The following is a 22,079-nucleotide window of genomic DNA, read 5'->3' on the forward strand; positions in this document are numbered from 1 at the left end:
CCTTCATGGCTTGCGCTTCTTTGGCTTCTTCTCGGGCTCCGGCTTGTCGTGGAAACCCTCGGCCACCACTACGAGACGGCCCGGGTTCGAGTGCGCGTACACGCCCAATGTCACCCGTGCGTTCGCATGGCCGAGCCACGCCGCCACCGTGGCCGGGTCGATCCCCCGGGCCAGCATGGACGAGGCTGCGGTGTGCCGGGCGTCGTGCAGCCGGACGTGCGGCAGCCCCGCGTTCCGCAGCATCGCGGCCCAGTCCTTGCTCAACGTCGAAGGATTCCGGGGCACTCCGCCGACGGACACGGCCAGCAGGTCCGTCGGACGGTAGCGGCGTCCCTGCCGCTCGATGTCCCGCAGCTTGCGGTCCCACGCGGCCCTCAGCGCCTCGGCCTCCTCCTGCGGTAGTGGGAGGGTCCTGATCGAAGTCTCGTTCTTGCCGTCGCTCTCATCCGCGCCGCCACGCACGGCGGTACGCGGCACCGCTACCGACACCGTGGCGGGGTCGGCGTCGAGGTCTATGTCCCGCCACCGCAGACCTGCCAGCTCCGACCGGCGCAGGCCGAGGAGCGCCAGCCGCCACAGGTGCCCGAACCGGTCGCCGTCGATCACCTCATAGATCGCGGCGAGGTCGGCGTCGGGTATCGCGTCGCGCAGCCCCTCGTAGTGATCCCGTGAGACCTTCGGCCCCTCGACGTGCTCCGCCGCGTTGTAGGTGAGCTGGTGTCGCTGCACCAGCCAGCGGAGGACCTGGCGCACTCGCGTCAGCGTCGCGTCCACCGTGGTCTCCACCAGGCCGCGATCCAGCAGCGCGGTGACCATCTCCTCTACGTCGCGGTCGGTGATGTCGCGGACCCTTTTGTCACCCAGGTACGGGTAGGCACGCTTCAAGTCGTACCCGTAGCCGTCCACCGTCGAGCGTGCTCGCTTCCGCAGCGTGAGCAGCCAGTCCTCGGCCTCCTGCACAAACGTGCGGGAGCCGCGCCCCCGGTCGGCGCGGACGGTCGCCTGCACCGGGTCCCCAGCGATCTCGACGTAGAACGCGTGGGCCTCGTCCACCGTGCGGAACCGCCGCCGGAACTGGCGACGGCGACCCGTCGCCGGATCGAGCCCGGCGGGCCGGACCTCGAAGCGCACGGCCCCCGAGGGCAGCGCGACTCGCTCGATGTGCGCAGGCAGCCGAGGCATCGTCCCTCCCTCTCGTAGCTCGCTCAGCGTATCGCCGCCGCATGACTGAGCCCCGCAACCAGGGGGTGTCTGCGGGGCTCAGTCGTCCGCTTTGCTACGAGAGGACAGCCCCACGGTACCCGCCCCGCGCGCCGTCTGACCAGGGCTAGGACGTGACGCCCGCTGCCCTCGCTGACGGCCCAGTTTGTCACCGCTCGGCGGCACTATGAGCCCATGACCGAGCACCACACCTGCCGCCCTCCCGCACTCATCCAGTGCGCCACGGCCCTCGCCGACGGACTGATCGCTGACCATCTCTCCATGTCCGTTGCCGGAAGCACCTTCGGCACATGCTCCGGGTCCGCCGTCGCCGCCGTGATCGACCAGTACCGCGCCGTCCTCCTCGACGCCCGCCCCGACGTGATCGACCTCTACAACGCCCGGCAGCGGACCATCACCGACGGGATCAGCGACGAGTTCCTGGCCTCCAAGATGCAGCACATCCTCTCGGCGACTCTGCAAGCCGAGCCGGTGATCCTGTGAGCACCGGCGCTGCGCTCTGGGGCGACCCTCCGGCCACCGACGACGAAGCCGAGCTGTCCGCCTGGGTAGCCGACGCCCTCGGCCCTGAGCAGCCCGTCCTCACCCTCCTCGCCGACGTAGCCGCCGGACACCTCGGCCTCGGCCCCGTCTACGCCCTTTGCCGCGAGCTGACCGAGGATGACGCCGATCCGCTCGACCCCTGGCTGCTCGGTCAGGGCCTCATCATCGCCGGGCACCCCCGCACCGCCCACGGCCTCCTGCGCCGCCTCGGCCTCATCACTAAGCGCGGGAAGCGGGTCCGCTGATGATCTACCGCCTCTGCCTCTCATGCTCCGTGGTCGCGGCGAACGCGGACACCAGCCACCTCGATGCCGAGGACGAGCTGCGGGTCACTGCGTTCCTCGAAGCGGCGGGCCTCCTGGCCCTCGTCGGCGAGCAGGACGAGGCTGGCTACTGGGACTGTGACTGCTGCGGATGGACCCAAATCGGGGACCCCGCGCAGCGCTGGGAGACGATGTGACCCGCCGCGTGGACCCGGACCTCCGCCCGCTCGTCCGCGCCGCCGAGGCTCACGGCTGGACTGTGCAGCACGGGCGGCGGCACCCGCGCCTGGTACCCCCGCCCGGATGGACCGACCGCTGCGGCGAGCCGGTCAGGCCGCTCGTGATCCCGTGTACCGGCAGCGACCGCCGGGGACCCCTGAACGCGGCGAGCGCGCTGCGGAGAGCAGGGGTACCCGTGCCACACCGAGGCAGGTGATCTACTCTGGCCGCTCGTCCAGCTCTGACAGGTCGAGGCGCGGCGTCGGGTCCATGCCGACCCAATCGCCGTACCCCGTTTCAAGTGCGACTCGCTTCTCGATCTCCCGCAGCGCCTCGGCGTGGTCCGGCTGCTCCGGCCCGGGGTCCCCGCGCACCTGCCGCCAGTACGCACGCTCCCCGGCCAGGAACTCGCGCACGGCCTCGGGCAACGCCCCGGTGCCGTCCGGGAAATCCTCGGCGTACTCGGGGCGTTCGTCGTCGTCGCCAGGCATCACTGTGTCTCGGCTTCCACACGCTGCAACTCACGGAGGAACGCCCGGGTGTTCGCGCACTCGTACTGGTATCGGTCGCGTTTGTCGATGGCCTCTGCGAGTGCAGCGTGGTCGTACCCGGCACGCGTCAGTAGGAACGCGCGGAGGAACCACGGCAGCGAGTGAGCCGACGCCGCCCACCGCAGGAACGACGCGCCATGTACTCCGTCCCGAGGCCGGAGATGATGGGCCAGATCGTTCCGCGCGTTCTTGTAGAGCTGCGCGATGTCAGGCACCGCCGCGATCAGGTCCGGCACCACGTCGGCGACCTCGGCTTGCATGTCCCGGACCCGGGCGCTGAATCCGACATCGCCCAGGTGTCCTACGGCGGCGCGTACGGCCTCCCGAACGGCCTCGGGGTCCACGCCCTGGTGTTTACGCGCCTCGGCCTCAGCGGCAGCGGTAGCCGCACTCCTGATCGCCCGAAGCGCGTTCTTGGACGCTTCGGGGAACCGCTTCTGAGGGAACGGGAGCCGCCGGTGGAAGCCCTCGATGAGCGTGGTTCCCAGCATCGCGCGGACCTCTACCGGGCGATCGGAATCCAGCTCCATCACCGCCCAGTCGAGTCCGTCCAGGCGAGAGTGCATGGCGATCCACTCGGCGAACTTCTCGACGGTGAGCAGCGCTGGGTCGAGCAGGGGCTTCTTCCACTCGACAGGTTCTTCGTGCTCGAAGTTCGCGCCGTGGACGCGCAGCCACGGGCCGTCGCTGATTCGCACCTGGGTCCGCATGACGACGAGCTGCCTGTCCAGGACCAGCCACGCGAGAGCCCGACAGCCAGAGACGGCCCGGCGCATGAGCTGGTCGAGGTCGCTTGGTTGCGCCGACTCGTAGACGAGCCAGGCGGTTCCGTCGGTGACCTCGGCCCGCAGTATCGAGTGATCGTCGGGCACCACGGCGCTGTCGCCGTCGGTCAGGTGTACCAGCCAGGAGGGATCATCGAGCCGGAAGCGGATCGCAGTGTAGGGCTGGTCACGGGTGACGTGGGCTCCGAAGATCGCCGCGTCCGGCTCGAAGAAGGGCGCACCGAAGTGCCCGGACCCTCCGTGGTTGCGGGCCTCGACCAGACTCACTTGCTCGCTCGTGTCGAGGACCCCGTGCAGATCGCGCGGCGCGAACGCCTGGACGTGCTTCTCCGGGTCAGCAGAGAGTGTCGTCGTGGTCGTCGTGGGGCCGGTCCGCTCTACGGTGACTGTTGGATCGTCGGGGATCACCCCGTCGAGGACCACCGACGCTCGGTCGCCTACGGGTAGCTCCAACTGCCCCCGCATGTGCTCGCCGATCCCGTCGGCCAGCCAGAACTCACCGTTGGACTGCGAAAGGACGGATCGGGCCATGTCCCCAGCCTATGCGCGGCCCTGGACACGACAGACCTTCGCCGACACCGCCACGGCTCGCGTCCCGGAGGGGACCAGCCACCTCGCATACGGTGACGTAGTGCCTAGTGAAGTGATCGAGGGGATCGTCTCGCGCCTTGCCTCCCGCAAGCCCGTGCGCCCCGAAGCGGAAATCCAAGCCGACATCTACTCCCTGCTGACGCTCGCGCCCCTCGGCCTGGACGAGTCCGACGCGCGGAAGATGGAGTCGCCGGTCGCCGACGGCACTCGCCGCCGGATCGACGTGGAAGCCGGGCACGTCGTCATCGAGGTGAAGAAGGACCTGCGAGTCGGGAACTTGGCCGAGTACGAGAGTCAGCTCGCCGGGTACGTCCAGCAGCGCACCACCGAACTCGCCAGCCGGTACGTCGGAATCCTGACCGACGGCACGACTTGGCGGCTCTATCACCTCCTTGACGGGGAGCTGGCCTACGTTTCCGACCTGGCCCTGACCCCGCAGCGCCCCGACGCCGAGCGACTGCTGGTCTGGCTCGAATCGGTCATGGCGACGCGCGAGCAGATCAAGCCCACCCCGGCTGAGATCGAGGAACGCCTCGGCGCGGACTCTCCCGGCCACCACCTCGACCACGCCTCGCTCGCCGCGCTCTACGAGGCGAACAAGGACCATCCCGAAGTGAAGTTGAAGCGCGAGCTGTGGGCCAAGCTCCTGCGCACGGCGTTCGGCAAGCAGTTCACCGACGACCCTGACCTGTTCATCAACCACACGCTGCTGGTGGTCACCGCCGAGCTGATCGCCCACGCCGCTATCGGCTGGGACATCTCCCCGCATGGACCGCTCAGCCCCGTTCAGCTCATCTCGGGCTCGGAGTTCCAGGCATCCCAGATTCACGGCGTCATCGAGGCCGACTTCTTCGACTGGGTAACCCAGGTCGAAGGCGGTGGCACGTTCGTCTCTGAGCTGGGCCGTCGGCTGTCCCGGTTCAACTGGAACGAGGTCGAACACGACGTTCTGAAAATCCTGTACGAGTCGGTAATACCGACGCAGGAACGCGAGCGACTGGGCGAGTACTACACCCCGGACTGGCTGGCGGACCGCGTGGTCCACGAGACAGTTACCGACCCGTTGAACATGAGGGTCGCGGACCCTAGCTGCGGTTCGGGCACGTTCCTGTTCCATGCGATCCGCCGGTACCTCGACGCCGCCGAGGCCGGAGGCGCGCCTCCGAACAAGGCCCTCGACCATGTGACGGCACAGGTCGTCGGGATGGACGTACACCCGGTTGCAGTGACCCTAGCCCGCGTCACCTACCTGCTGGCGATTGGCCTGGACCGGATTCAGCACCCGGATCGCGGCCCCCTCACGATCCCCGTCTACCTCGGCGACTCAATGCAATGGGAGCAGCGCCGCGACCTGATCGACGGCGGGGAACTGGTCACCGTGGCGACCGAGGGCGATGAGCTGGTCGAAGGCGGCGGCGTCCTGTTCGGCGACGACCTCGTGTTCCCTCGCAGCGTGCTCGCCGATGCCGGAAGGTTCGACCGCCTGGTCACCGAAATGGCCGACCGGGCACTCGACGTTCGCGTGTTCAAGAACGGGAAGCTCATGCGCACCGACGTGGAACTGATCGACCCGGTGTTGAAGAACTTCGGGGTGACCGAGGACGAAGGCAAGGTGCTGACGACGACGTTCTCGACCATGCGCGCGCTCCACCGCACCGGGCGCAACCACATCTGGGGCTATTACGTCCGCAACCTCATTCGCCCGTTGTGGCTCTCCGAGCCAGCCAACCGAGTTGACGTGATGGTCGGCAACCCGCCCTGGCTGCGGTACTCCAAGATGACGGCCAACATGCAGGAGCGTTACAAGAACCTGGCGAAGCCGAGGAACCTGCTCACCGGTGGCCTCGGCGCTTCTAGCCGGGACCTCTCAACACTGTTCGTCGTCCGCGCAGTAGAGCTGTATCTACGGGCCGGAGGCCGGTTCGCCTTCGTCATGCCCCACGGGATACTCACCCGCAAGCCGCATACAGGCTTCCGTACGGGTGAGTGGGAGACCCGCACGTCAGAGCCTCTTGCGGTGCGATTCGCGGAGAGCTGGGACCTGGCGAACGCGACCACGGGATTCCCGATGGTCTCCTGTGTCGTGTTTGGCGACCGGTCAGCGATACCGGCACCTCTGCCGTCCGAGACAGTCTGTTGGACTGGTCGCCTGCCGCGTGCTGACGTTCCTTGGGCGGAAGCGAGCGCGAAGATCACCACTGCGCCGGGGAGAATCGTGGCGCACGCCGCCGGGGCTGAGGTTCCCACGTCGCCGTACAAGAACCTATTCCGTCAGGGCGCGGTACTCGCGCCGCGAGTATGTCTGTTCGTCACGGAGACTTCGGCCGGGCCGCTCGGTGCGGGTGCGGGCCGCGTCGCAGTGGTGTCGCATCGCTCGACGTTGGAGAAGGAACCGTGGAAATCGCTGCCCTCGCTCCAAGCTCGTGTCGAGAGTCGATTCGTCCGCCCCGTCTATCTCGGTGAGACGATCCTGCCCTTCCGCTCGGTGAGACCTCGAAAAGCGGTACTCCCGGTGATGGATGAACTGATGAGTGCAGAGGAGATCGAACAGTCCCCGGGCCTCCTCTCGTGGTGGGAGCCCGCAGAAGCAGCCTGGGAGAAGGACAAGCCATCTCAGGATCGGTCGCGGCTGCTGGACCGGATCGACTACCACGGGCAGCTCTCCGCGCAGTTCCCGCTCGCGCACCGGCGGGTCGTCTACACGAAGGCCGGTAACACCTTGGCCGCAACGGTCATCGAGGACCCGAGGGCCGTGATCGACACGTCGCTCTACTGGTCGTCTGTGGCCTCAGAAGCCGAAGCGAACTACTTGTGCGCGGTCCTGAACTCGGCTGAACTTCTGGCGAGGGTGAAGCCGTTACAGACTCTCGGGTTGTTCGGTGCCCGTCACTTCGACAAGTATGTGTTCCTCGTGCCGTTCCCGAAGTTCGACCCAACGAGTGAACTACACCAGCGCATTGCCGCGCTCGGAGTAGATGCTGCTGAGGTGGCCGCAGCCGTGGACGTGACAGGTGCGCGTACGTTCCAGGCAGCACGGAAGCTCGTGGCCGCTGGCATAGCGGAGCAGGGAGTCAGCGCGGAGATCAACGAGACCATCAGGCGGCTCCTCGGCGATGACTGACCGTACACACATCCCGCCGTTCCCGGCAGGAACCATCGAGGCGGTCTCACGCGCCATCGGCGACCTCTACACCGGTACCGAGGTGAACCAGCTCCTCATCGACACCGGTCTGCCGCTGCCGATTGCTGACGGCACCAAGTGGCGGCGGATCGATGCCTCGCGGCGGATCAAGCAGAACCGGCAGGGTGATGGTCGCCCGCTAGTGGCTCTGGTGAAGGAGGCGATGAAGCCCGACCGCACCCTCGCTCACCGCGCCGAAGCCGCGACGGCGCGGGACAGTCTGAAGCAGGTGCTTTCCCTCTCTGGACTGAAGGTGCTCAACGATGGCCGGGTGTCGCGCACAACGCGCACCACCACCGACTCTGAGGCAGCGCAGCACCCGCCTTCGCGCCTGAACCCCTCGGCGCATGAGCCGAGGGTTGAGTGGGCGCTGTCCGAGCACGACGCTCTCGACGTGCTGGGCACCGTGTCCTTGGTTCACCGGCGGCTCGATACCGTGACCGTTCACCGCGCCACCTGACCGAACCCTCAGTGCCTGTTCACCCGCTGCCCACTCGCGTCGCGCCAGAGCGGGTCAGCATCAACCCAGCGCGCAATCGGGTGCCTGTCGCGCACGAGGTTCGCTACGATCTGCGCTTGCCTGTCCGATGCCCATCCACTTCTGAGGCCAGGCCAGTCTGTAGGAATTGCCGTAGGAACGACCGTAGGGGGGCTCGTAGGAATCGCCGTAGGAACGACCGTAGGGGGGCTCGTAGGAATCGCCGTAGGAACGACCGTAGGGGGGCTCGTAGGGCCACGCCGCGAGCGGCTGGACTCGCCACCATTTCCGCGAATAGCGCTGTGAGCCTGACCAATTGCGAGATCGCTCGCGGAGCGGAGTCCTCGGGCAGAAGGTTTCCGCCACCCTCCTGCACCGAGTGCCGTAGGGCGGGGAAAAGCAGCCCAGATGAGCTGCGGCAGGGCAGCCGTAGGGGCGCTATATCCGATTCCTTATCTACCTATACTTCCTTACCAACCTATGCCTGGCGTCTCCGCTTTGATGGTCCACCGTCGCGGCAGCCCATTGTGCACCGCACACCCGACTCCCTCGGGCCGGGGTGTCGAGGCTGCGGATCACCCGGAGTTTGGAGGGGATGTGACGGAGCCGGCTGGACGATTCACGCGGACTGAGTACATCCGCTCCGGGGGTGCCGGAGCCGGGCAGAGAGACCCCGACGGTTACGTCGGGACCGTCTCGTGGCGGTCGTCCCGGAGTGCGCGGTAAAGGGTGGATCGTCCAAGCCCGACGATCTTCGCCGCCTCGGCCACCGACCTTCCAGCGGCCACGAGGTCGGCGGCTGCGGAGACCTTGGATGGATCGACGGGACGGCGACCACCGACGCGGCCACGGGCTCGGGCGGCAGCCACGCCGTCCCGCGTCCGCTCACGCAGGATGCCGCGTTCCAGCTCCGCGAGCGCACCGAGGAGGCTCAGCGTGAACTGCCCGTAGGGGCTCGACGTGCTCGTGTCTACGGGCTCGGTGAGGCTGCGTAGCCCCACGCCGCGCGCGGCCAGTTCGTCGGCCAGCCGGAGCAGGTCACGGGTCGAGCGCGAGAGTCGCGACAGGGAGTAGACGACGATGGTGTCGCCGCTGCGGCAGTAGGCCAGCAGCTCGTCCAGGCCGGGCCGGTCGAGCACCGACCCGGTGATCCGGTCGGTGAACACGCGCTCGGCCCCGGCTGCGGCCAGGGCGTCGAGCTGTAGTGACTCGTCCTGCGCTGTGGTCGAGACGCGGGCGTAGCCGAGGAGCTGGCCGGAGACGGGAGCCGAGGTGGTGGTCATGCCGGGATCGTCCCGTATGGGTACGACATCGAGTAGCGGGACGGAGGAGGAATCGGGACGGGGAACCGGGACCGGGCGAGCTGGGCCGATGCTGCGGGCACCCGGTCGCTGGTCACCAGTCCTCTATCCGGTGGTTTGTGGGAGGGAGATGGGGGGAAGTACAAAGCCCCGGGCGCATGATTCGCAATGAATCAGAGGCGGGTCCGGGGCGTTCATCAACCAAGCTACCATCGCGCCATGTCGTTCTCAACTGATGATGTCGTGGTGCTGCTCTCGCCGGGGAGGTTCGCCCCATACCTTCGGCACTCTGGCGACGATCCCGACGACGCCCTCCTGCTCTATGAGTGGAGTGCTTCGATGTCGATGGCGATGTTCGAGCTGTTCTCCCACCTTGAAGTGATGATACGGAACTCGATAGACCGCACCCTGGCACAACACTTCAAGGATGAGGCAGTCGGCATCCCTTGGTTCCTCCGCAAACCACCGGCATCAGCCGCGATGGCAGGCCTGATTGAAACGGAACGCAGTAGGCTGCGTCCAAACGGTAAGGACACGCGGCACCAGATCGTCGCTGCAATGAGCTTCGGGTTCTGGACGCAGATGACTGGGAACAAGTACGACGACCTCTGGCGTACCGCGCTGTTCAAGGCGTTCCCCGGGTCGAGTGGGCGGCGAGCGGATGTTTCGAGGGAACTGGAGGCATTAAGGAAGCTGCGGAATAGGATCGCGCACCACGACTCGATGCTCAACGTTGATGTTCCTTTCGAGGTTCGACGTATGCACCGCGTGGCATCGTTTCTTGGAACGGCAGCCGTCGAGTGGATCGAAAGTGTGGACCGCACCGACGCGGTGTATCGGGCGCGCCCCCACAGCGTCATCGACACGTTGGTGGTCCCGGCCAATGACGCATGGCCCCTCTACCAAATGGTCCAGGCATACGTTTGTCAGCCAAATCGCGCGTTCCAGGAGACCGAGCGCCTGGCCTTCTATGCGGACAGGGCGATCCAGCCAGAGGTGCCCAAGATCAGACACCGGCGTGACAACGTGACCTGGACCGACCACGAGGCAGCTCGCCTCGCGCAGTCCAACGATAAGAACGACCGCAAGATCGCCTCGGTCATTCAAACGAGCCGGGCACAGGGGTGGAAGCAATCTGGCGAGTACCAGGTCTTTCTTCTGAGTGGGCCTGGCGCACAGGACCACCGGACGTTGCCTGCCGCGATTCCCAATCGCAGTAAGGGGCTCGGTTCGGCTTTTGTTCGGAAACAGCGATATGTCTCTCTCCACCGCCTACAGACTGCAACGTCAACCGATGACGTGATCTAGCCAACTAGCTGTACTTCCCCGTGAGGTTGTGAACGCGGTCTGAGGGGACTTGGCCTCCGATTCCGGTGTGGGGTCGGTGGTGATTGTAGTGGTGCAGCCACGCGGTGTAGGCGGTGGTGCGTTCGGCTTCGCTGGTGTAGGGGCGGGCGTAGGCCCACTCGGCGGCCAGGGTTCGGTTGAAACGTTCGACCTTCCCGTTCGTCTGCGGCCGATACGGCTTGGTCTTCTTGTGCTTGATCCCGGTCTCGGCCAGTGCCTGGGCGAACGCGTTGGAGCGGTAGCAGGAACCGTTGTCGGTCATTACCGCGGTCACTTCGACGCCGCGCTCGGCGAAGAACGTGTTGGCGCGCCGCCAGAATCTGGCCGCGGTCTCTTTCCGTTCGTCGTCGAGGATCTCCGAATACGCCACCCGGGAGTGGTCGTCGACGGCATGGTGCAGGTAGCGGTAGCCCCGCGAGTGCGGTGCTCCCGAGCGTGCTGCCCGGCCACGGGCCACACCGGCAGTACGGTCCGCGGCCGATCCGCGACCATGAGCACGCCAGCCACCACCGTCGGGGATTCGGCCTTGCTTCTTGATGTCGACGTGCACGAGTCGTCCGGGCCGGTCGACCTCGTACCGTTTCGGTTTCGGTCTGCGCACCGGTAGTCCGGTGGCCTGGTCGATGTTCGACAGCAGCGGCATCCGGTAGCGCTCCAGGACCCGACCGACCGTCGAACGCGCGATACCCAGGTGATAGGAGATCCGGTGCGGTCCCCACCGGCGGGAGTAACGCAGGCAGATGATTCGTCGTTCGGTGCGTCGGGGCAGCCGGGCCGGTGAGCGGGCGGGGCGGGAACTGCGGTCGGTCAGGCACTGGCCGGCGCGGTAACGGTCGGCCCACCGCTTGGCCGTGGCCGGCGAACACTGGAACCGTTCGGCAGCGCGCCGCAAAGACCAGCCCTCATCGATGATCAGGGAAGCAAGACGGCGACGCCCCTCGGGCGTCAACGGTGCGTTAGCGTGAGTCACGAAGACCTCCGTGGCTAGATGGTGAGTGTGGTAACCCACATCCTGCCCGGAGGTCTTCGCCTTACCTCAGATGTTCACAACGTGTCGGGGAAGTACAACTAGCTAGAACCCCGGCCCCTGCGATCAGGTGCCGGGGGTCTGCCCCGGTCAGAGGCCGAGTGCCGCCCGGATCGCACTCTCGCGTGTCGTGCCCTGCGCGGCCATGAGCAGCGCACCTGCGATGGCTCCAGAGCTTCCCAGCCGGGGCTCGCCGATGGACTCGATGGCCGCGACCAGTGCGGCCCGGCGACCACCTCCCGCCGCCTTGTCGAGCACCCGGTCCAGGGCGTCGGTGTCCAGGAGCTTGGCTGCGGCCTCCACCTGCTCGCGGGGAGCCTCGGGCCGGGCGACGATGGCAGCGATCAGCTCGTCCACCGACTGCTCCGGCTCGGTTGTGGCTGGGGGTGTCGAGTCCCCGGTCTCCGCAGCCTCCACGCCCTCGAAGCCCGGCCAGTCGGCGGTGCTCAGCAGCGACCACGACTGCTCATCGAGTGCTCCGGCGGCGTACGCGGCCAGCACGGCGAGATCGAGTGCCTGTCCGGCGCGGCCCTTCCCGCCGGCGGCGACCTCCCCGTACATCGCCGCCGAGTGCAGCGACAGAGTGCTCTCGCCTGCACCGGCGTCGCCGTGGACCGCAGCGGCGAGCGTGCGACGGTCCACGCAGTCCCAGCCGATCCCGGCGGTGTCGAGGGCTGCGGCCAGGGCTGCGCCGATCCGCCCGCCCAGATCGAGCGCGCGGGCGACGTGGGGCCGACGCCCGCGTTCGGTGCGCGGGATCACAGCGGCGGGATCGACAGCCTGTGCCAGCAGTCCCCCGCCGTCGCGTGCCAGGCCCGGGGTCACGGTGGCGATGACCGCCTGAGTGGCCGTCATCGAGACGCCGACGTAGCTCGGCGGCGGGGTGTGGGTAGTCATCAGTGGTCCCCTTTCAGGAGGTCATCGAGTCCGGCCAGGAGGTCGGTGAAGCCGTCGTCATCGGCTGCGGAAGCGGGTGCCGCGTCGCCCCCGGCCACCGGCTCATCGTTGGTGGAATCCCGCAGCAGGCTCGTCAGCTCGGCGGCTGCTAGTGCCCTCAGCCGGGGGCCCAGCATCAGGCTCGCCAGCGCGGCAGAGGCGAGATCGTCTCGGGCGCATTTGCGTCACGAGCGCCCCCCAGTCCCTCGGCGCTCGGCTCCGGCGGGGCCGGGGTGCGGGGTACGGCGTCGGGCGTCAAGGAAGTGGTGGGGGTGGGCGGCGTGCCGCCGGTGTCCCAGTCCATGCCGGAGCCCGCGTCGAGGGCGGCGGCACCGAGCCACGAGGGCGAGGACGGGCCGTACTGGGCGGCATCGGGGTCCGGTCCGGTCGGGGTGTCCAGCAGCACCGGGGCGAGGTCCCGCAGCTCCTCCACGTCGAGGTCGCGGAACTCCTGGCCGTCCACCTGCGGGGCGACCCGGGGCGCGGTCCGGCCACGGGTGCCGAGCACCTGGGCGGTCGCGGCCCACGCCTCGCGGATGGCCGAGTCGGGGGCGTCGGCCAGCTCGGTCGTACCGGGGCTGTACTGCCAGTACGACTGGAAGCTGCGGGCCTGACCGGTGTCGGCGTCCACGATCATCCGCCTGGACCCGGAGTTCTGCGTGGCGATCACCAGGTGGATTCGGGCCTCGCGCCCCACGCGGAGGATCGAAGCCACGTCGGCGTGCACCGCTTTCCGGGCAACTCTTGATTTTCGGCCCGTTTGAGGCACCAAAGCTGCCCGGGCGATTTGTGCAGGTCAGAGTACAGAATCCGGGCGAAAGTGGGTGTTCCGGGCAGCGGGCAACTTTTCGGCACTACCGGCTATATACGGGAACGCGTTTCTCGTCGCGCCACACGAACATTCTTTCCCGCACACATAGGTATAGGAATAGTTGCCCTAGTTGCCCGGAAGGTAGTCAATAGGAGCTCTGACCTGCGGAAATGTGCGGGCAAACTAGTAGGGCAACTATTTTGCAGAGTTGCCCGGAAGGTAGTGAATAAGGGCTCTGACCTGCGGAAACGTCCGGGCAACTTTCCCGCCGAGTCCTCGTCCGCCCGTCTGTGCGGCTCCTTCTGGGGCAACTGGTGACGCGAGCCGCAGAACCTGTCGCCGTTATCAAACTGTGGCCAAGTCCACTAGATGGTTGATTCCTTGGACGCGGTCAGTGGTCGTACGCGATCAGGGATCGTTTGGTGGTGATGCCGGTGGTCCAGTTGTGCCAGATGCCGGCGGACATCGCCAGGAGGCGTTGACTCACTCGGGCGAACACTCCGTGGGTGGTCCGGCCGCCGTGTTTCTCCAGGCCGAGCTGCCCTTTGAGGGTCTGGTTGACCGATTCGATCCACTGCCGCACCCCGCCGAGGTTGCCGTTGCGGTAGGTCTCGTCCTTGCGGTCCGGGCGCAGCAACCGCAGGCCCATCGCGGCGGTTGTGGCAGCGAACGTCTTTCCGGAGAAGCCCTTGTCGGCGAGCAGCACCTGCCCGGAGCGGATGAGGTGGTGATCGCGTTCGAGCAGCGCGGTCACCACCTCGCGTTCACCGATCTTCGGATGCGCCAGGCACCACATGATCGGCATCCCGTCGCCGGCGCACACCAGATACAACTTCAAGCCCCAGTAGAAACGCGAGTGTGACGCGCAGTAGCCGTATCCGGCGTGCCCGGCCAGGCCGGACCGCTTGACCGTTTCCCTTGACATGCCACACGGAACCGGGGTGGCGTCGGTGATCCACAGGTCGTCGAACCACGACGGTGAGAGCCGTGCCACCGCCTGAATTGTCTTGCACAGCAACCCTCGTGCAGCCCTGACACGCTTGTTGTAGTCGGACTGGCCCGGCAGATACGGGAACAGTGCGCGCAGTTGCTCGTTGCCGTGGACGTGCCGGATCCAACGCCGTTCACTGTCGAACCCGAGCAACACCTGCGCTACCGCGAGCGTGAGCAGTTCGGCATCGGAGAGCAGCGGGCGCCGGCCGCGTCCCGAGCGGGGTTCGACGACGTGGTCGTCGATGAGGACATAGAGTTCAGTCAGGAGGGTTTCGAGTTCTTTCGTCACACATTGATCTTGAAGCCCTCCGCCTACCTCGTTGCCGACGGCACCTTCAAGGAATCAACCATCTAGCCTCAAAATTTCGTGGGGTGGCGGTCGGTTGCCGATGGCCCGATTGGGTGGTCTGGGGACCTGACTTCGGGCCGAGGCCGTGAGGAGTGTGCCGAGGCGTCGGTGGGCGTTGGGGTTCACGGCCCCGAAATGTGGTCCTTTCGGTGTTGGTTGGTCGGGTTGGTTGGGTGGTCAGCGGGGGTTGGGTAGGGTGTCCAGCCGGGTGAGTGCGGCCAGTAGTAGGTGTATGCCGGGTGCGTGTGTGGCGAGTTTGAGTCGGGTGCGTCGGGCGTGTCGGGTGGTCTTGGCGGCGATGGAGAACAGGTGCAGTCGTAGTTTTTTCGGTTCCCAACGGCGTGCGGTGGTGCCGTCGAATCCGAGGAGTTGGGTCCAGGCGATCAGTTCGCAGGCGAGCATGACTATGGCGCACCAGATGCGGTTCTGGTCGAAGCCGTGCAATGGAAGGTTTGTCAGGCCACAGTCTTTCGCGTTGCGGATGCGGTCCTCGCAGCGGGCACGACGACGGTGGCGCAGTTCCAGTGCGGCGAGCTGACCTGTGGTGGTGTTCGTGGCGAAAGCGGTCAACCGCATTCCGTCGGAGTCGGTGTAGCGCAGTTGCGCCCCTGGATGCGGGTGTTCTTTGCGTACGATCACGCGTATACCGTCGGGCCAACCCGACAGGTCGAGCACGCCGGTCAGCTCAGCCACCCACGCCCCGTCGCGTTCGGTGCCGTCGCTGTCATAGGCCGGTGTCCACGCCGCAGGTTGGAGGCGGTCGATGACGGTGGCGATGGTCTCGGTCAGCCCGAACCCGACCGAATAGGACAGGCGCCGACGGGTCAGGTAGTCCAGGAAATCGTGTGTGCCACCAGCGGAATCGGTGCGGATCAACACGCTTTTACCCACCCGATACCCGCCGGTGCCCCGGATCTGTGTCAACGCTTGTTCGACGACGGTGATGTGGTCGGCGGCGGTGTTGGAACCAGCGTTGCCCGGGCGTAGCTCGATTGCCAGGGGTTCACCGGTACCCTCGCCCTGGTGGTCGACGAACGCGCACAACGGGTGGAACCCGAATCCTTTCTTCCACGTCGCGGTGGCCTGCTGCTTCTCCGAATGGGCGGTCACCAACGTGGCATCGAGATCGATGATCAGCGGTGCACGGGCATCACGGCCATGATCAGGGGCACCCTCACCGGCAGCGGACCACGCCGTCGCACGCGCGGCTGCGCGTGCGGTGTTGATCGCCGCCAAAGCTGTGGTGGCATCGGCGGCCAACGTCGAGACCAGCCGTGACACCGTCGGATCGGAGGCCACCGGCCCGAACACACCCGGATCGGTGCGGACCTGGTTGATGTCGGCCAGGCAGTCCCCACCGATCGCGACCGCCACGGCCAGATCAGCGATGATCTTGCCCGGATCATGGGTTGCCATCGGCGCACGCCACGGCGCCAATGCCTGTGACAGTGTGCTGGTCAGACCAGTTTTGTGCGCCGTACGCAGCAACACCACAGCCCCCGCATGCGACACGACACCGGTTCCTGAACCATCTACCGACACTGACGGGTACGGCGACGTAGACTTACTCACCTGAATGGTGCTCCTCGATCTGGTCTGTTTGGAACCTTCGCAAGTTCAATCATCCCAGGTCAGGGCACCATTCTTTGTTAACGACACGGAATTACCGTGAAAGGCCCAGGCTAGTGCGCCTCCAGCACTACATCTTGTGGTCGGGGAAACACCCCTGACGAGGCGATTCAACTTCGCGAAGTTGTCTATTCCTGCTGGTAAAACGTCAAACATTGTAGATACTCCGTGTAATTCTGCTAGTGGCGTTGGGCGATGAACGGGCACAAGATGTAGGTACCGCCACCGAGGCGGCAGCTACCGAAGCCCCAGGAGGAGCAAGCGCCATGAATACCGAATACGAGGCGTACCTGACCGTCGCCGAGTTGGCCGCACGTCTCGGTGTCCGCGAGAACACCATCCGAGAGGGCGTCGAAGCCGGGATCATCCCGGCGCACCCCCGGCCCATGCTCACCGCCCCGGGTACTCGTCACGGCTTCCTCTGGTCCGAGTGCGTCCGGTTCGTCGGCAAGCCGATCAGCCGCGCCCCGCAGCTCGACCAGGATCGCGGGGCACAGACCGGCGACGACTCCGTGCCGAGCGCCGAGGAGTGGACCGCTCTCGCCGACCGGCTCCGCGACGCCGCCGACGAACTGCGCGACGTGCTCAGCGAGATCGCCGTGTCCGGCGACCGGGCTGAGGCCGAGCTGGGACGCGTGGACGATGCCCTCCCGCGCGTCGCCGACCACCTGCCCGACGCTCTCCGCACCGTCGCGGAAGCCGTCGCCCCCGACTTTTCGCGCCTCGACGACCTGGCCGACCAGGTGTCCGACGCCGTGGACGCCTACGAGCAGGCCGACGCCGCCGACCGGCACTGATCCCGCGATTCCTACTGATTGAGAGGCGGTTCCCGTGTCCGAGACCGGAATCCTCACCGACGCCGACCGCGACCACCTGGTCGCGCACGCCGTAGACGGCGACTGGCTCGACGCCCATCCCGGCGCGGCGTTCTCTTACGACGCCGACACCGAGTTCCCCGAGGGTTTGCAGTGGGTCCGGGCGCGCGAGGATGCTTCGAGCACCGGGCTGGTGTTCATCTGGACGCAGGCCGACGGCACCGCGATCTGGCAGCTCAACCCGCATACCCCGCCGACAGACTCGACCGGGCGACCGATGAAGTACATCGGCCCCCGCCGCCCGGACGCGGAGGGCGACGCCGAGGTAGCCGACGCCCCGGGAGTGCTGTCGTACGGGATCATCGCCGACACCGGTCGGCGCTTGCACCCGGTCTGGCTGGTGGAGGGCACCAAGCAGTCTCGCGCCGCCGCTGCCGCGCTCGCGGCCCGTCCATCCGGGGCAGGGTACGCGACGGTCATCGGTATTCCCGGTATCGACTCCTGGACGCGCGGTGTCCCGGTGGAGCTGTTCGCCCGCTTCCGGGGCCGCGAAGTCATCGTGATCCCCGACGCCGACGCCCGCACCAACGCGCGTGTGTACGCCGCCTCCGAGCTGCTGGGGAAGAACGTCAAGGGCGCGGGTGCGAGGTCGGTGCGGTTCGTCCAGCTCCCCGTCACCGGCACCGAGGGCCTGGACGACTACCTCGCCGGGCACCCCCGCGAGCGGCGTGGCCGGGAGCTGGAAACGCTCGGCGAGTACGCGATCAGCGCCCCCGCCCCGGTCAAGCCGAGGGCCAAGACGACCAATGCTCCGGCCCGTGCGGGGGCGGACGGTACCCGCCGCGCGCTCCTGCTGACCGAGCCCTACTGGGCCGACGGGGCGATCCGGCCTGACTATCTCGCCCGCGCCGCGATGGAGCAGTACCACCTGATCCAGGGGGTGCGCTCGCCGGTCGCCATGTACTCCAAGCAGGGCGTCTATCTGGACGACCTATCCCCGCTGCGCACTGTCGTCCGGCTCACCTTGCTCGATGACCAGACGCCGGGCCGTGTGCAGGCGGTCGAGGATCAGTGCCGGTCGTACGCCGAAGTGCGGGGAGTCGTCCTCCCCGACGGGCTCATGCCGGAGCCGTTGGTGAACGTCCGCAACGGCATGGTGGACTTGCACACCGGTCAGCTCCTGCCGCACGACCCGAAGTACCGATCCTCGATCCAACTCCCGATCGAGTACGACCCGGCGGCGACGTGCCCGCTCTACGACGAGTGGATCATCGACCGCGCCGGGCCGGAACAGGCGGCGGTGATCGACGCCATCGGTCGGCAGATGATCGACCCGTCGGCCATGCCGCGCTTCGCCCTCATGCTGGTCGGGCCGCCGCGCACGGCCAAGAGCATGCTGCTCAAACTGCTCACCGAGATCGCCGGCCCCGAACGCACGTCGTCCGTGGCTTTGCAGCAGCTCCACCGCGAGCACTACAGCGTGAATCTGTACGGCAAGCTACTGAACTCGTGCGCGGACCTCCCGGGCGCGGACACCGACGACCTGGGCGTGTTCAAGCAGCTCACGGGTGGTGACCAGATTCAGGCCAACCCGAAGAACAAGGACATGTTCGGGTTCCGAAACACGGCCACGCTCGCCTTCTCGTCTAACGAGATTCCGTCGCTCCCAGAGGGCGGGGCCGCGTTCGCACGCATGATCCCCGTGGCTTTCGTCAAGAGCTTCCTGGGTTCTGAGGACATGACCCTGGAAGCCCGGCTGCTGGCCGAGATGTCGGGCATCTTCAACCGGTTCGTGCGGCACCCAGGGACCCCGCCGGTACCGCACCCGGAAGTCGTCGAGACCTTCCGCTCAGGCGCGGATCGGGTCGCCCGTTTCGTCGCATCGGTCACCGTGCCATGCACCACCGAGACCGCTCTCGACGCCGACGGTCGGCCCCCGCACCTGGGGCTATGGACGACCCCGGCACGCCCGGATCAGCCACGCTGAGCCACCTCTACTTCGCGTTCGAGCGTTGGTGCCGGGACGAGGGGGCCCGTACGCCGATGGGGCGCAACAAGTTCGCGTCGCGGCTGACCCAGCTCCCCGCCGTGCAGGAAATCCGCGTCGGTGCTCAGCGCACCCGCGCCCTGAATGTCCGGGTGCTTCCGCACCGGGACTGGAACACCGGCGCGACCGACCCGTACGCCCACCTGCGACCCATCCTGTTCCCGCACGAAGGAGCTACCCCATGACCGCCGCCGCGTTGGAGCTGGCGCAGACCGCCGCTGACGCGATCTGCGCCCAGCACCCCGGCTTCGCGCTGCTGGCCCCGGTGCTGCCGACGATCATCCGTATCAGCCCGGCTGTGCCACCCGGTATGACCGCTCCGCAGGCCGCAGCCGAGGCACGCCCCCTGTGGAGGCTGACCGACGCCGCCAAGGCGGCGGGAGTCGCCCCGGAGCGGTACCGGGCATATCTCCGGCAGATGATCGTCCCGCTCGATGCGCTCGGTATCTCCCTGCGCGAGCACCGGCTGGAACGCGGCGACGTGGTGCCGACGGTCGAGCACTGGGCACCCTACGGCGGGGTGTTCGTCCCGAAGCCGGAGCGCGCCGAACGCCGCAGGGAGAAGGACGCGGCGGACCGGGAGCTGCGGACGGCCAAGACGGCGGTCAAGACCGCGACGACCGCCGTAGCCGCCGCCACCCGTGCGGCGGCGAAGAAGGCGACGGGCGTTGCCGAGCAGATAGCCCTCTCCGACGCCGAACAGAACCTTGCCCGCGCCGAGCAGCACCTCGCGCGCGTTTTGGTATCGCACGAGCACGTCGCCGTTCGTTACCGCGACCTTTTCACCCTCGCCCCCGACCTGACCGCCTACAGCAGCGTCCTGGACCCTGCCACCCTCACCGCCCTGATTGGAGCCTGACTTGAAGCCCCTGAGCCTGCACAACGCCGACGTGTACGCGTACCCGACTGGCGACGACCTGTCCGAGGCAGTCGTGCTTCTGCGCGCAGACCTGGCCGCGCACCCCAGGGAGCGTGCCGCCGTGGACATCGAGACCAACGCACTCGACCTCGGTGACCCGCGCGAAGCGGTCCGCACGATCCAGCTCGGTACCTCCCGCGTGATCCTGGTGCTCGACGCTTCCGACGCGAACGCCCTGGACGCCGCCGCCGACCTGCTTAACGACGAGGCGGTCCGGTGGACCGCCCACAATGCGGCGTACGACACCGTGCGCCTGGCCCGCGTCGGGGTCATCGACTCCCTGCCGTCGATCTGGGACCGCATGGCCGACACCTACATCCTGACCAGTCTCATCGAGCCGCCCACCTCCGATCTCGGATACCGGGACTTGAAGTCGCAGACGAGGGCCTGGTGCGGTGCTTCTGCCGTGTCGGCGGACGCGAAAGCCGACCTCGACGCCGCCTTCGCGGCGCACAAGTGGAAGGGCCTCAGCCAACAGTGGAAGGTCTACGACAACCCCGACCCGACGGCGGGGGACAACGGTTGGGCGCAGATCGACCTCGCTGACATCGCGTTCATCGCGTACGCCGCCGCTGACATCGCCGACAGCGCGCGCTTGGTCGCGGTGCTGGAACCCATCGCCCGTCTGGCGCTGGGCGAGGTCGTGGACACCGAGCATCGGGTCGCCCGGATCGCCGCCGAGATGACGCTGCGGGGAGTCCGGCTCGACCGCGACTTTACCGTCGCTCGGCGGGACGACTGCCAACGCGGGAAGGACGCCGCGCTGGCCGAGATGCGCGCCGCCGGGTTCACCGGTATCCCCTCCCGCGCCGCCGACATTGTGACGTTCCTCGACGGCGAGGCCATGCCCCCGCACTTCACCGACAAGGGCGGACGCTCCACCGGCAGCGTGACGCTCGCGGAGTACGCCGCGCTCGGGTCCCGGCTGGCCGAGCCGCTGCTCGCCTGGCGCACCGCCGACAAGCTGCTCAAAACGTACTTCACCCGCTACCTGCGCTCCGGCGGAGAGCGCATCCACCCGACGGTGGACACCATCAAGGCGCGCACCGGGCGCATGTCCAGCAGCGACCCCAACTTCCAGAACCTGCCCAGCCGCAGCGCAGCCGCGCAGGTGCGCGAGTGCTTCATTGCCGACCCCGGCATGGCGTTCATCAGCGCCGACTTCTCGTCCATCGAGATGCGCGTCGCCGCCGCGATCACCCGCGATCCCGGCCTCCTCCCGCTCTACACCGCCCCGCTGGCCGGCGGCGAGGACCCCCGGACCCGGTGCCCCTACTGGCTCATGGCCTGGGATCTGCACGGCCCCCAGGCGTCCAAGGCCGACCGGGGCGCGGTCAAGAGCGTGGTGCTGGGGCGCATGTACGGCGGAGCGGGCGAAGCCCTCGCCGAGCAGGCCGGGCTGCCCCTGGACGCGGTGAACGCGGCACTGGACGCGTACGGGCGCATGTACCCGGCGCTCAGCACCTGGGCGCGTGAGACCCTGACTCCGCAGACCACCGACCTCGGACGCCCGATCTGGCGGCTGCCGTCCGGACGGATTCAAGCTATCGACCCCGGCGACGCCTGGAAGGCGCTCAACGTGGTGATCCAGGGGCTCAGCCGCGACGTACTGGTCCACGCGATCCTCCGGTGCGAGGACGCCGGACTCGGCCAGTACCTCGTCATGCCGATCCACGACGAGCTGCTGCTGCAAGTGCCCGAGGACCGCGCCGAGGAACTGCTCGACCGGCTGGTGGAGACTATGCGTAGCGAAGTGATGGGCGTGCCCATCCCGGCGGAGGGCTCGCTGCTCGGCCCCCGGTGGGTCGCCAAGGATTGAGGGGAGGGGGTGATTCAGATGATGTTGCGCAGCGGTCGGGTGACAGACAAGGCCGACCAGATTTGGCAGGAGCGGTGTAGCTGCTGCAAGTACCGGGGCGCGTCGCTATTCAGCGGCCTGCGTTGCTCGGCGTGCGTTCCGCTTGCGGAGCTGCCCGCCGAGGCACAGGCGTTCGGCGACAGGCTCGACAGGCACGCGTGCCAAGTGGGCTGACCCACCCACCAGTAAGGCCCCCGGGGAACACCTTCCCGGGG

General features: G+C 67.5%; 21 protein-coding genes. 11 read left to right on the top strand and 10 right to left on the bottom strand.

What is annotated here, in order from left to right:
• Positions 1-3: 3 nt before the first annotated feature.
• Positions 4-1,182 carry a tyrosine-type recombinase/integrase gene (locus GII31_RS13800; RefSeq protein WP_213243914.1) on the bottom strand — a complete coding sequence of 393 codons (1,179 nt, stop codon included), beginning with the start codon at positions 1,180-1,182 and terminating at the stop codon, positions 4-6.
• 213 nt (positions 1,183-1,395) lie between these two features.
• Here GII31_RS13800 and GII31_RS13805 point away from each other — a divergent pair, with 213 nt between their 5' ends.
• From GII31_RS13805 to GII31_RS13815, 3 genes are read left to right on the top strand one after another with little or no spacing between them, the layout of a single operon-like run.
• Positions 1,396-1,704 (top strand): hypothetical protein, encoded by a 309-nt coding sequence (locus tag GII31_RS13805; RefSeq protein ID WP_213243916.1) that lies wholly within the window; start codon positions 1,396-1,398, stop codon positions 1,702-1,704.
• A complete protein-coding gene (locus tag GII31_RS13810) occupies positions 1,701-2,009 on the top strand; it encodes a hypothetical protein (RefSeq protein WP_213243918.1) in 309 nt (102 codons plus the stop codon). Before GII31_RS13805 ends, GII31_RS13810 begins: the two co-directional genes overlap by 4 nt.
• Positions 2,009-2,224, top strand: a complete 216-nt coding sequence (locus GII31_RS13815; RefSeq protein WP_213243920.1) for a hypothetical protein — start codon at positions 2,009-2,011, stop codon at positions 2,222-2,224. The genes GII31_RS13810 and GII31_RS13815 overlap by 1 nt, the downstream gene beginning before the upstream one ends.
• A 240-nt stretch (positions 2,225-2,464) precedes the next feature.
• Here GII31_RS13815 and GII31_RS13820 read toward each other — a convergent pair whose 3' ends face one another.
• Complete coding sequence (locus GII31_RS13820) at positions 2,465-2,737, bottom strand: hypothetical protein (RefSeq protein ID WP_213243921.1); 273 nt, start codon at positions 2,735-2,737, stop codon at positions 2,465-2,467.
• Positions 2,737-4,113 (bottom strand): ApeA N-terminal domain 1-containing protein, encoded by a 1,377-nt coding sequence (locus GII31_RS13825; RefSeq protein ID WP_213243923.1) that lies wholly within the window; start codon positions 4,111-4,113, stop codon positions 2,737-2,739. Before GII31_RS13825 ends, GII31_RS13820 begins: the two co-directional genes overlap by 1 nt.
• Positions 4,114-4,213: 100 nt before the next feature.
• Here GII31_RS13825 and GII31_RS13830 point away from each other — a divergent pair, with 100 nt between their 5' ends.
• Positions 4,214-7,294 (top strand): N-6 DNA methylase, encoded by a 3,081-nt coding sequence (locus tag GII31_RS13830; RefSeq protein ID WP_213243925.1) that lies wholly within the window; start codon positions 4,214-4,216, stop codon positions 7,292-7,294.
• A complete protein-coding gene (locus tag GII31_RS13835; RefSeq protein WP_213243927.1) occupies positions 7,287-7,814 on the top strand; it encodes a hypothetical protein in 528 nt (175 codons plus the stop codon). Before GII31_RS13830 ends, GII31_RS13835 begins: the two co-directional genes overlap by 8 nt.
• 698 nt (positions 7,815-8,512) lie before the next feature.
• Here the strand turns inward: GII31_RS13835 and GII31_RS13840 are convergent.
• Positions 8,513-9,115, bottom strand: coding sequence for a recombinase family protein (locus GII31_RS13840; RefSeq protein ID WP_213243928.1), 603 nt, complete (start codon positions 9,113-9,115; stop codon positions 8,513-8,515).
• Between the two features lie 237 nt (positions 9,116-9,352).
• Between GII31_RS13840 and GII31_RS13845 the strand changes: the two genes are divergently transcribed.
• Positions 9,353-10,441 carry an Abi family protein gene (locus GII31_RS13845; RefSeq protein ID WP_246221875.1) on the top strand — a complete coding sequence of 363 codons (1,089 nt, stop codon included), beginning with the start codon at positions 9,353-9,355 and terminating at the stop codon, positions 10,439-10,441.
• Between the two features lie 4 nt (positions 10,442-10,445).
• Here the strand turns inward: GII31_RS13845 and GII31_RS13850 are convergent, their stop codons facing one another.
• The 6 genes from GII31_RS13850 to GII31_RS13875 all read right to left on the bottom strand — a co-directional run bounded on the left by GII31_RS13850 (position 10,446) and on the right by GII31_RS13875 (position 16,168).
• Positions 10,446-11,450: an IS481 family transposase gene (locus GII31_RS13850; RefSeq protein WP_260839988.1), complete on the bottom strand. Its 1,005-nt coding sequence runs from the start codon at positions 11,448-11,450 to the stop codon at positions 10,446-10,448.
• A 147-nt stretch (positions 11,451-11,597) separates the two neighbouring features.
• On the bottom strand, positions 11,598-12,404 hold the full coding sequence (locus GII31_RS13855; protein WP_213243933.1) for a hypothetical protein: 807 nt from the start codon (positions 12,402-12,404) through the stop codon (positions 11,598-11,600).
• Positions 12,404-12,580, bottom strand: coding sequence for a hypothetical protein (locus tag GII31_RS13860; protein WP_213243935.1), 177 nt, complete (start codon positions 12,578-12,580; stop codon positions 12,404-12,406). The genes GII31_RS13855 and GII31_RS13860 overlap by 1 nt, the downstream gene beginning before the upstream one ends.
• Positions 12,580-13,158: a hypothetical protein gene (locus GII31_RS13865; RefSeq protein ID WP_213243937.1), complete on the bottom strand. Its 579-nt coding sequence runs from the start codon at positions 13,156-13,158 to the stop codon at positions 12,580-12,582. The genes GII31_RS13860 and GII31_RS13865 overlap by 1 nt, the downstream gene beginning before the upstream one ends.
• A gap of 487 nt (positions 13,159-13,645) precedes the next feature.
• The gene (locus GII31_RS13870; protein ID WP_213244400.1) at positions 13,646-14,536 is read right to left on the bottom strand and encodes an IS982 family transposase; all 891 of its coding nucleotides are present in this window, start codon (positions 14,534-14,536) and stop codon (positions 13,646-13,648) included.
• Positions 14,537-14,773: 237 nt separating this feature from the next.
• A complete protein-coding gene (locus tag GII31_RS13875; RefSeq protein ID WP_260839989.1) occupies positions 14,774-16,168 on the bottom strand; it encodes an IS1380 family transposase in 1,395 nt (464 codons plus the stop codon).
• Positions 16,169-16,491: 323 nt separating this feature from the next.
• Between GII31_RS13875 and GII31_RS13880 the strand changes: the two genes are divergently transcribed.
• From GII31_RS13880 to GII31_RS13900, 5 genes are read left to right on the top strand one after another with little or no spacing between them, the layout of a single operon-like run.
• Entirely contained in the window at positions 16,492-17,022 is a 531-nt protein-coding gene (locus tag GII31_RS13880; RefSeq protein ID WP_213243942.1) for a helix-turn-helix domain-containing protein, read from the top strand.
• Positions 17,023-17,056: 34 nt separating this feature from the next.
• The gene (locus GII31_RS13885; RefSeq protein ID WP_213243944.1) at positions 17,057-19,027 is read left to right on the top strand and encodes a phage/plasmid primase, P4 family; all 1,971 of its coding nucleotides are present in this window, start codon (positions 17,057-17,059) and stop codon (positions 19,025-19,027) included.
• Between the two features lie 56 nt (positions 19,028-19,083).
• Positions 19,084-19,272 carry a hypothetical protein gene (locus GII31_RS13890; protein WP_213243946.1) on the top strand — a complete coding sequence of 63 codons (189 nt, stop codon included), beginning with the start codon at positions 19,084-19,086 and terminating at the stop codon, positions 19,270-19,272.
• Positions 19,269-19,946: a hypothetical protein gene (locus GII31_RS13895; RefSeq protein ID WP_213243948.1), complete on the top strand. Its 678-nt coding sequence runs from the start codon at positions 19,269-19,271 to the stop codon at positions 19,944-19,946. The genes GII31_RS13890 and GII31_RS13895 overlap by 4 nt, the downstream gene beginning before the upstream one ends.
• A gap of 1 nt (position 19,947) precedes the next feature.
• On the top strand, positions 19,948-21,825 hold the full coding sequence (locus tag GII31_RS13900) for a DNA polymerase (protein WP_213243949.1): 1,878 nt from the start codon (positions 19,948-19,950) through the stop codon (positions 21,823-21,825).
• Positions 21,826-22,079: the final 254 nt, after the last annotated feature.

It is taken from the genome of Gordonia pseudamarae (assembly GCF_025273675.1).
GTDB lineage: Bacteria > Actinomycetota > Actinomycetes > Mycobacteriales > Mycobacteriaceae > Gordonia > Gordonia pseudamarae.

Bases quoted from the DNA above. Each gene is read 5' to 3' on its own strand.
- GII31_RS13800 (WP_213243914.1), bottom strand. From the start codon at position 1,182: ATGCCTCGGCTGCCTGCGCACATCGAGCGAGTCGCGCTGCCCTCGGGG.
- GII31_RS13805 (WP_213243916.1), top strand. From the start codon at position 1,396: ATGACCGAGCACCACACCTGCCGCCCTCCCGCACTCATCCAGTGCGCC.
- GII31_RS13815 (WP_213243920.1), top strand. From the start codon at position 2,009: ATGATCTACCGCCTCTGCCTCTCATGCTCCGTGGTCGCGGCGAACGCG.
- GII31_RS13820 (WP_213243921.1), bottom strand. From the start codon at position 2,737: ATGCCTGGCGACGACGACGAACGCCCCGAGTACGCCGAGGATTTCCCG.
- GII31_RS13825 (WP_213243923.1), bottom strand. From the start codon at position 4,113: ATGGCCCGATCCGTCCTTTCGCAGTCCAACGGTGAGTTCTGGCTGGCC.
- GII31_RS13835 (WP_213243927.1), top strand. From the start codon at position 7,287: ATGACTGACCGTACACACATCCCGCCGTTCCCGGCAGGAACCATCGAG.
- GII31_RS13840 (WP_213243928.1), bottom strand. From the start codon at position 9,115: ATGACCACCACCTCGGCTCCCGTCTCCGGCCAGCTCCTCGGCTACGCC.
- GII31_RS13845 (WP_246221875.1), top strand. From the start codon at position 9,353: ATGTCGTTCTCAACTGATGATGTCGTGGTGCTGCTCTCGCCGGGGAGG.
- GII31_RS13855 (WP_213243933.1), bottom strand. From the start codon at position 12,404: ATGACTACCCACACCCCGCCGCCGAGCTACGTCGGCGTCTCGATGACG.
- GII31_RS13860 (WP_213243935.1), bottom strand. From the start codon at position 12,580: ATGCTGGGCCCCCGGCTGAGGGCACTAGCAGCCGCCGAGCTGACGAGC.
- GII31_RS13880 (WP_213243942.1), top strand. From the start codon at position 16,492: ATGAATACCGAATACGAGGCGTACCTGACCGTCGCCGAGTTGGCCGCA.
- GII31_RS13890 (WP_213243946.1), top strand. From the start codon at position 19,084: ATGGGGCGCAACAAGTTCGCGTCGCGGCTGACCCAGCTCCCCGCCGTG.
- GII31_RS13895 (WP_213243948.1), top strand. From the start codon at position 19,269: ATGACCGCCGCCGCGTTGGAGCTGGCGCAGACCGCCGCTGACGCGATC.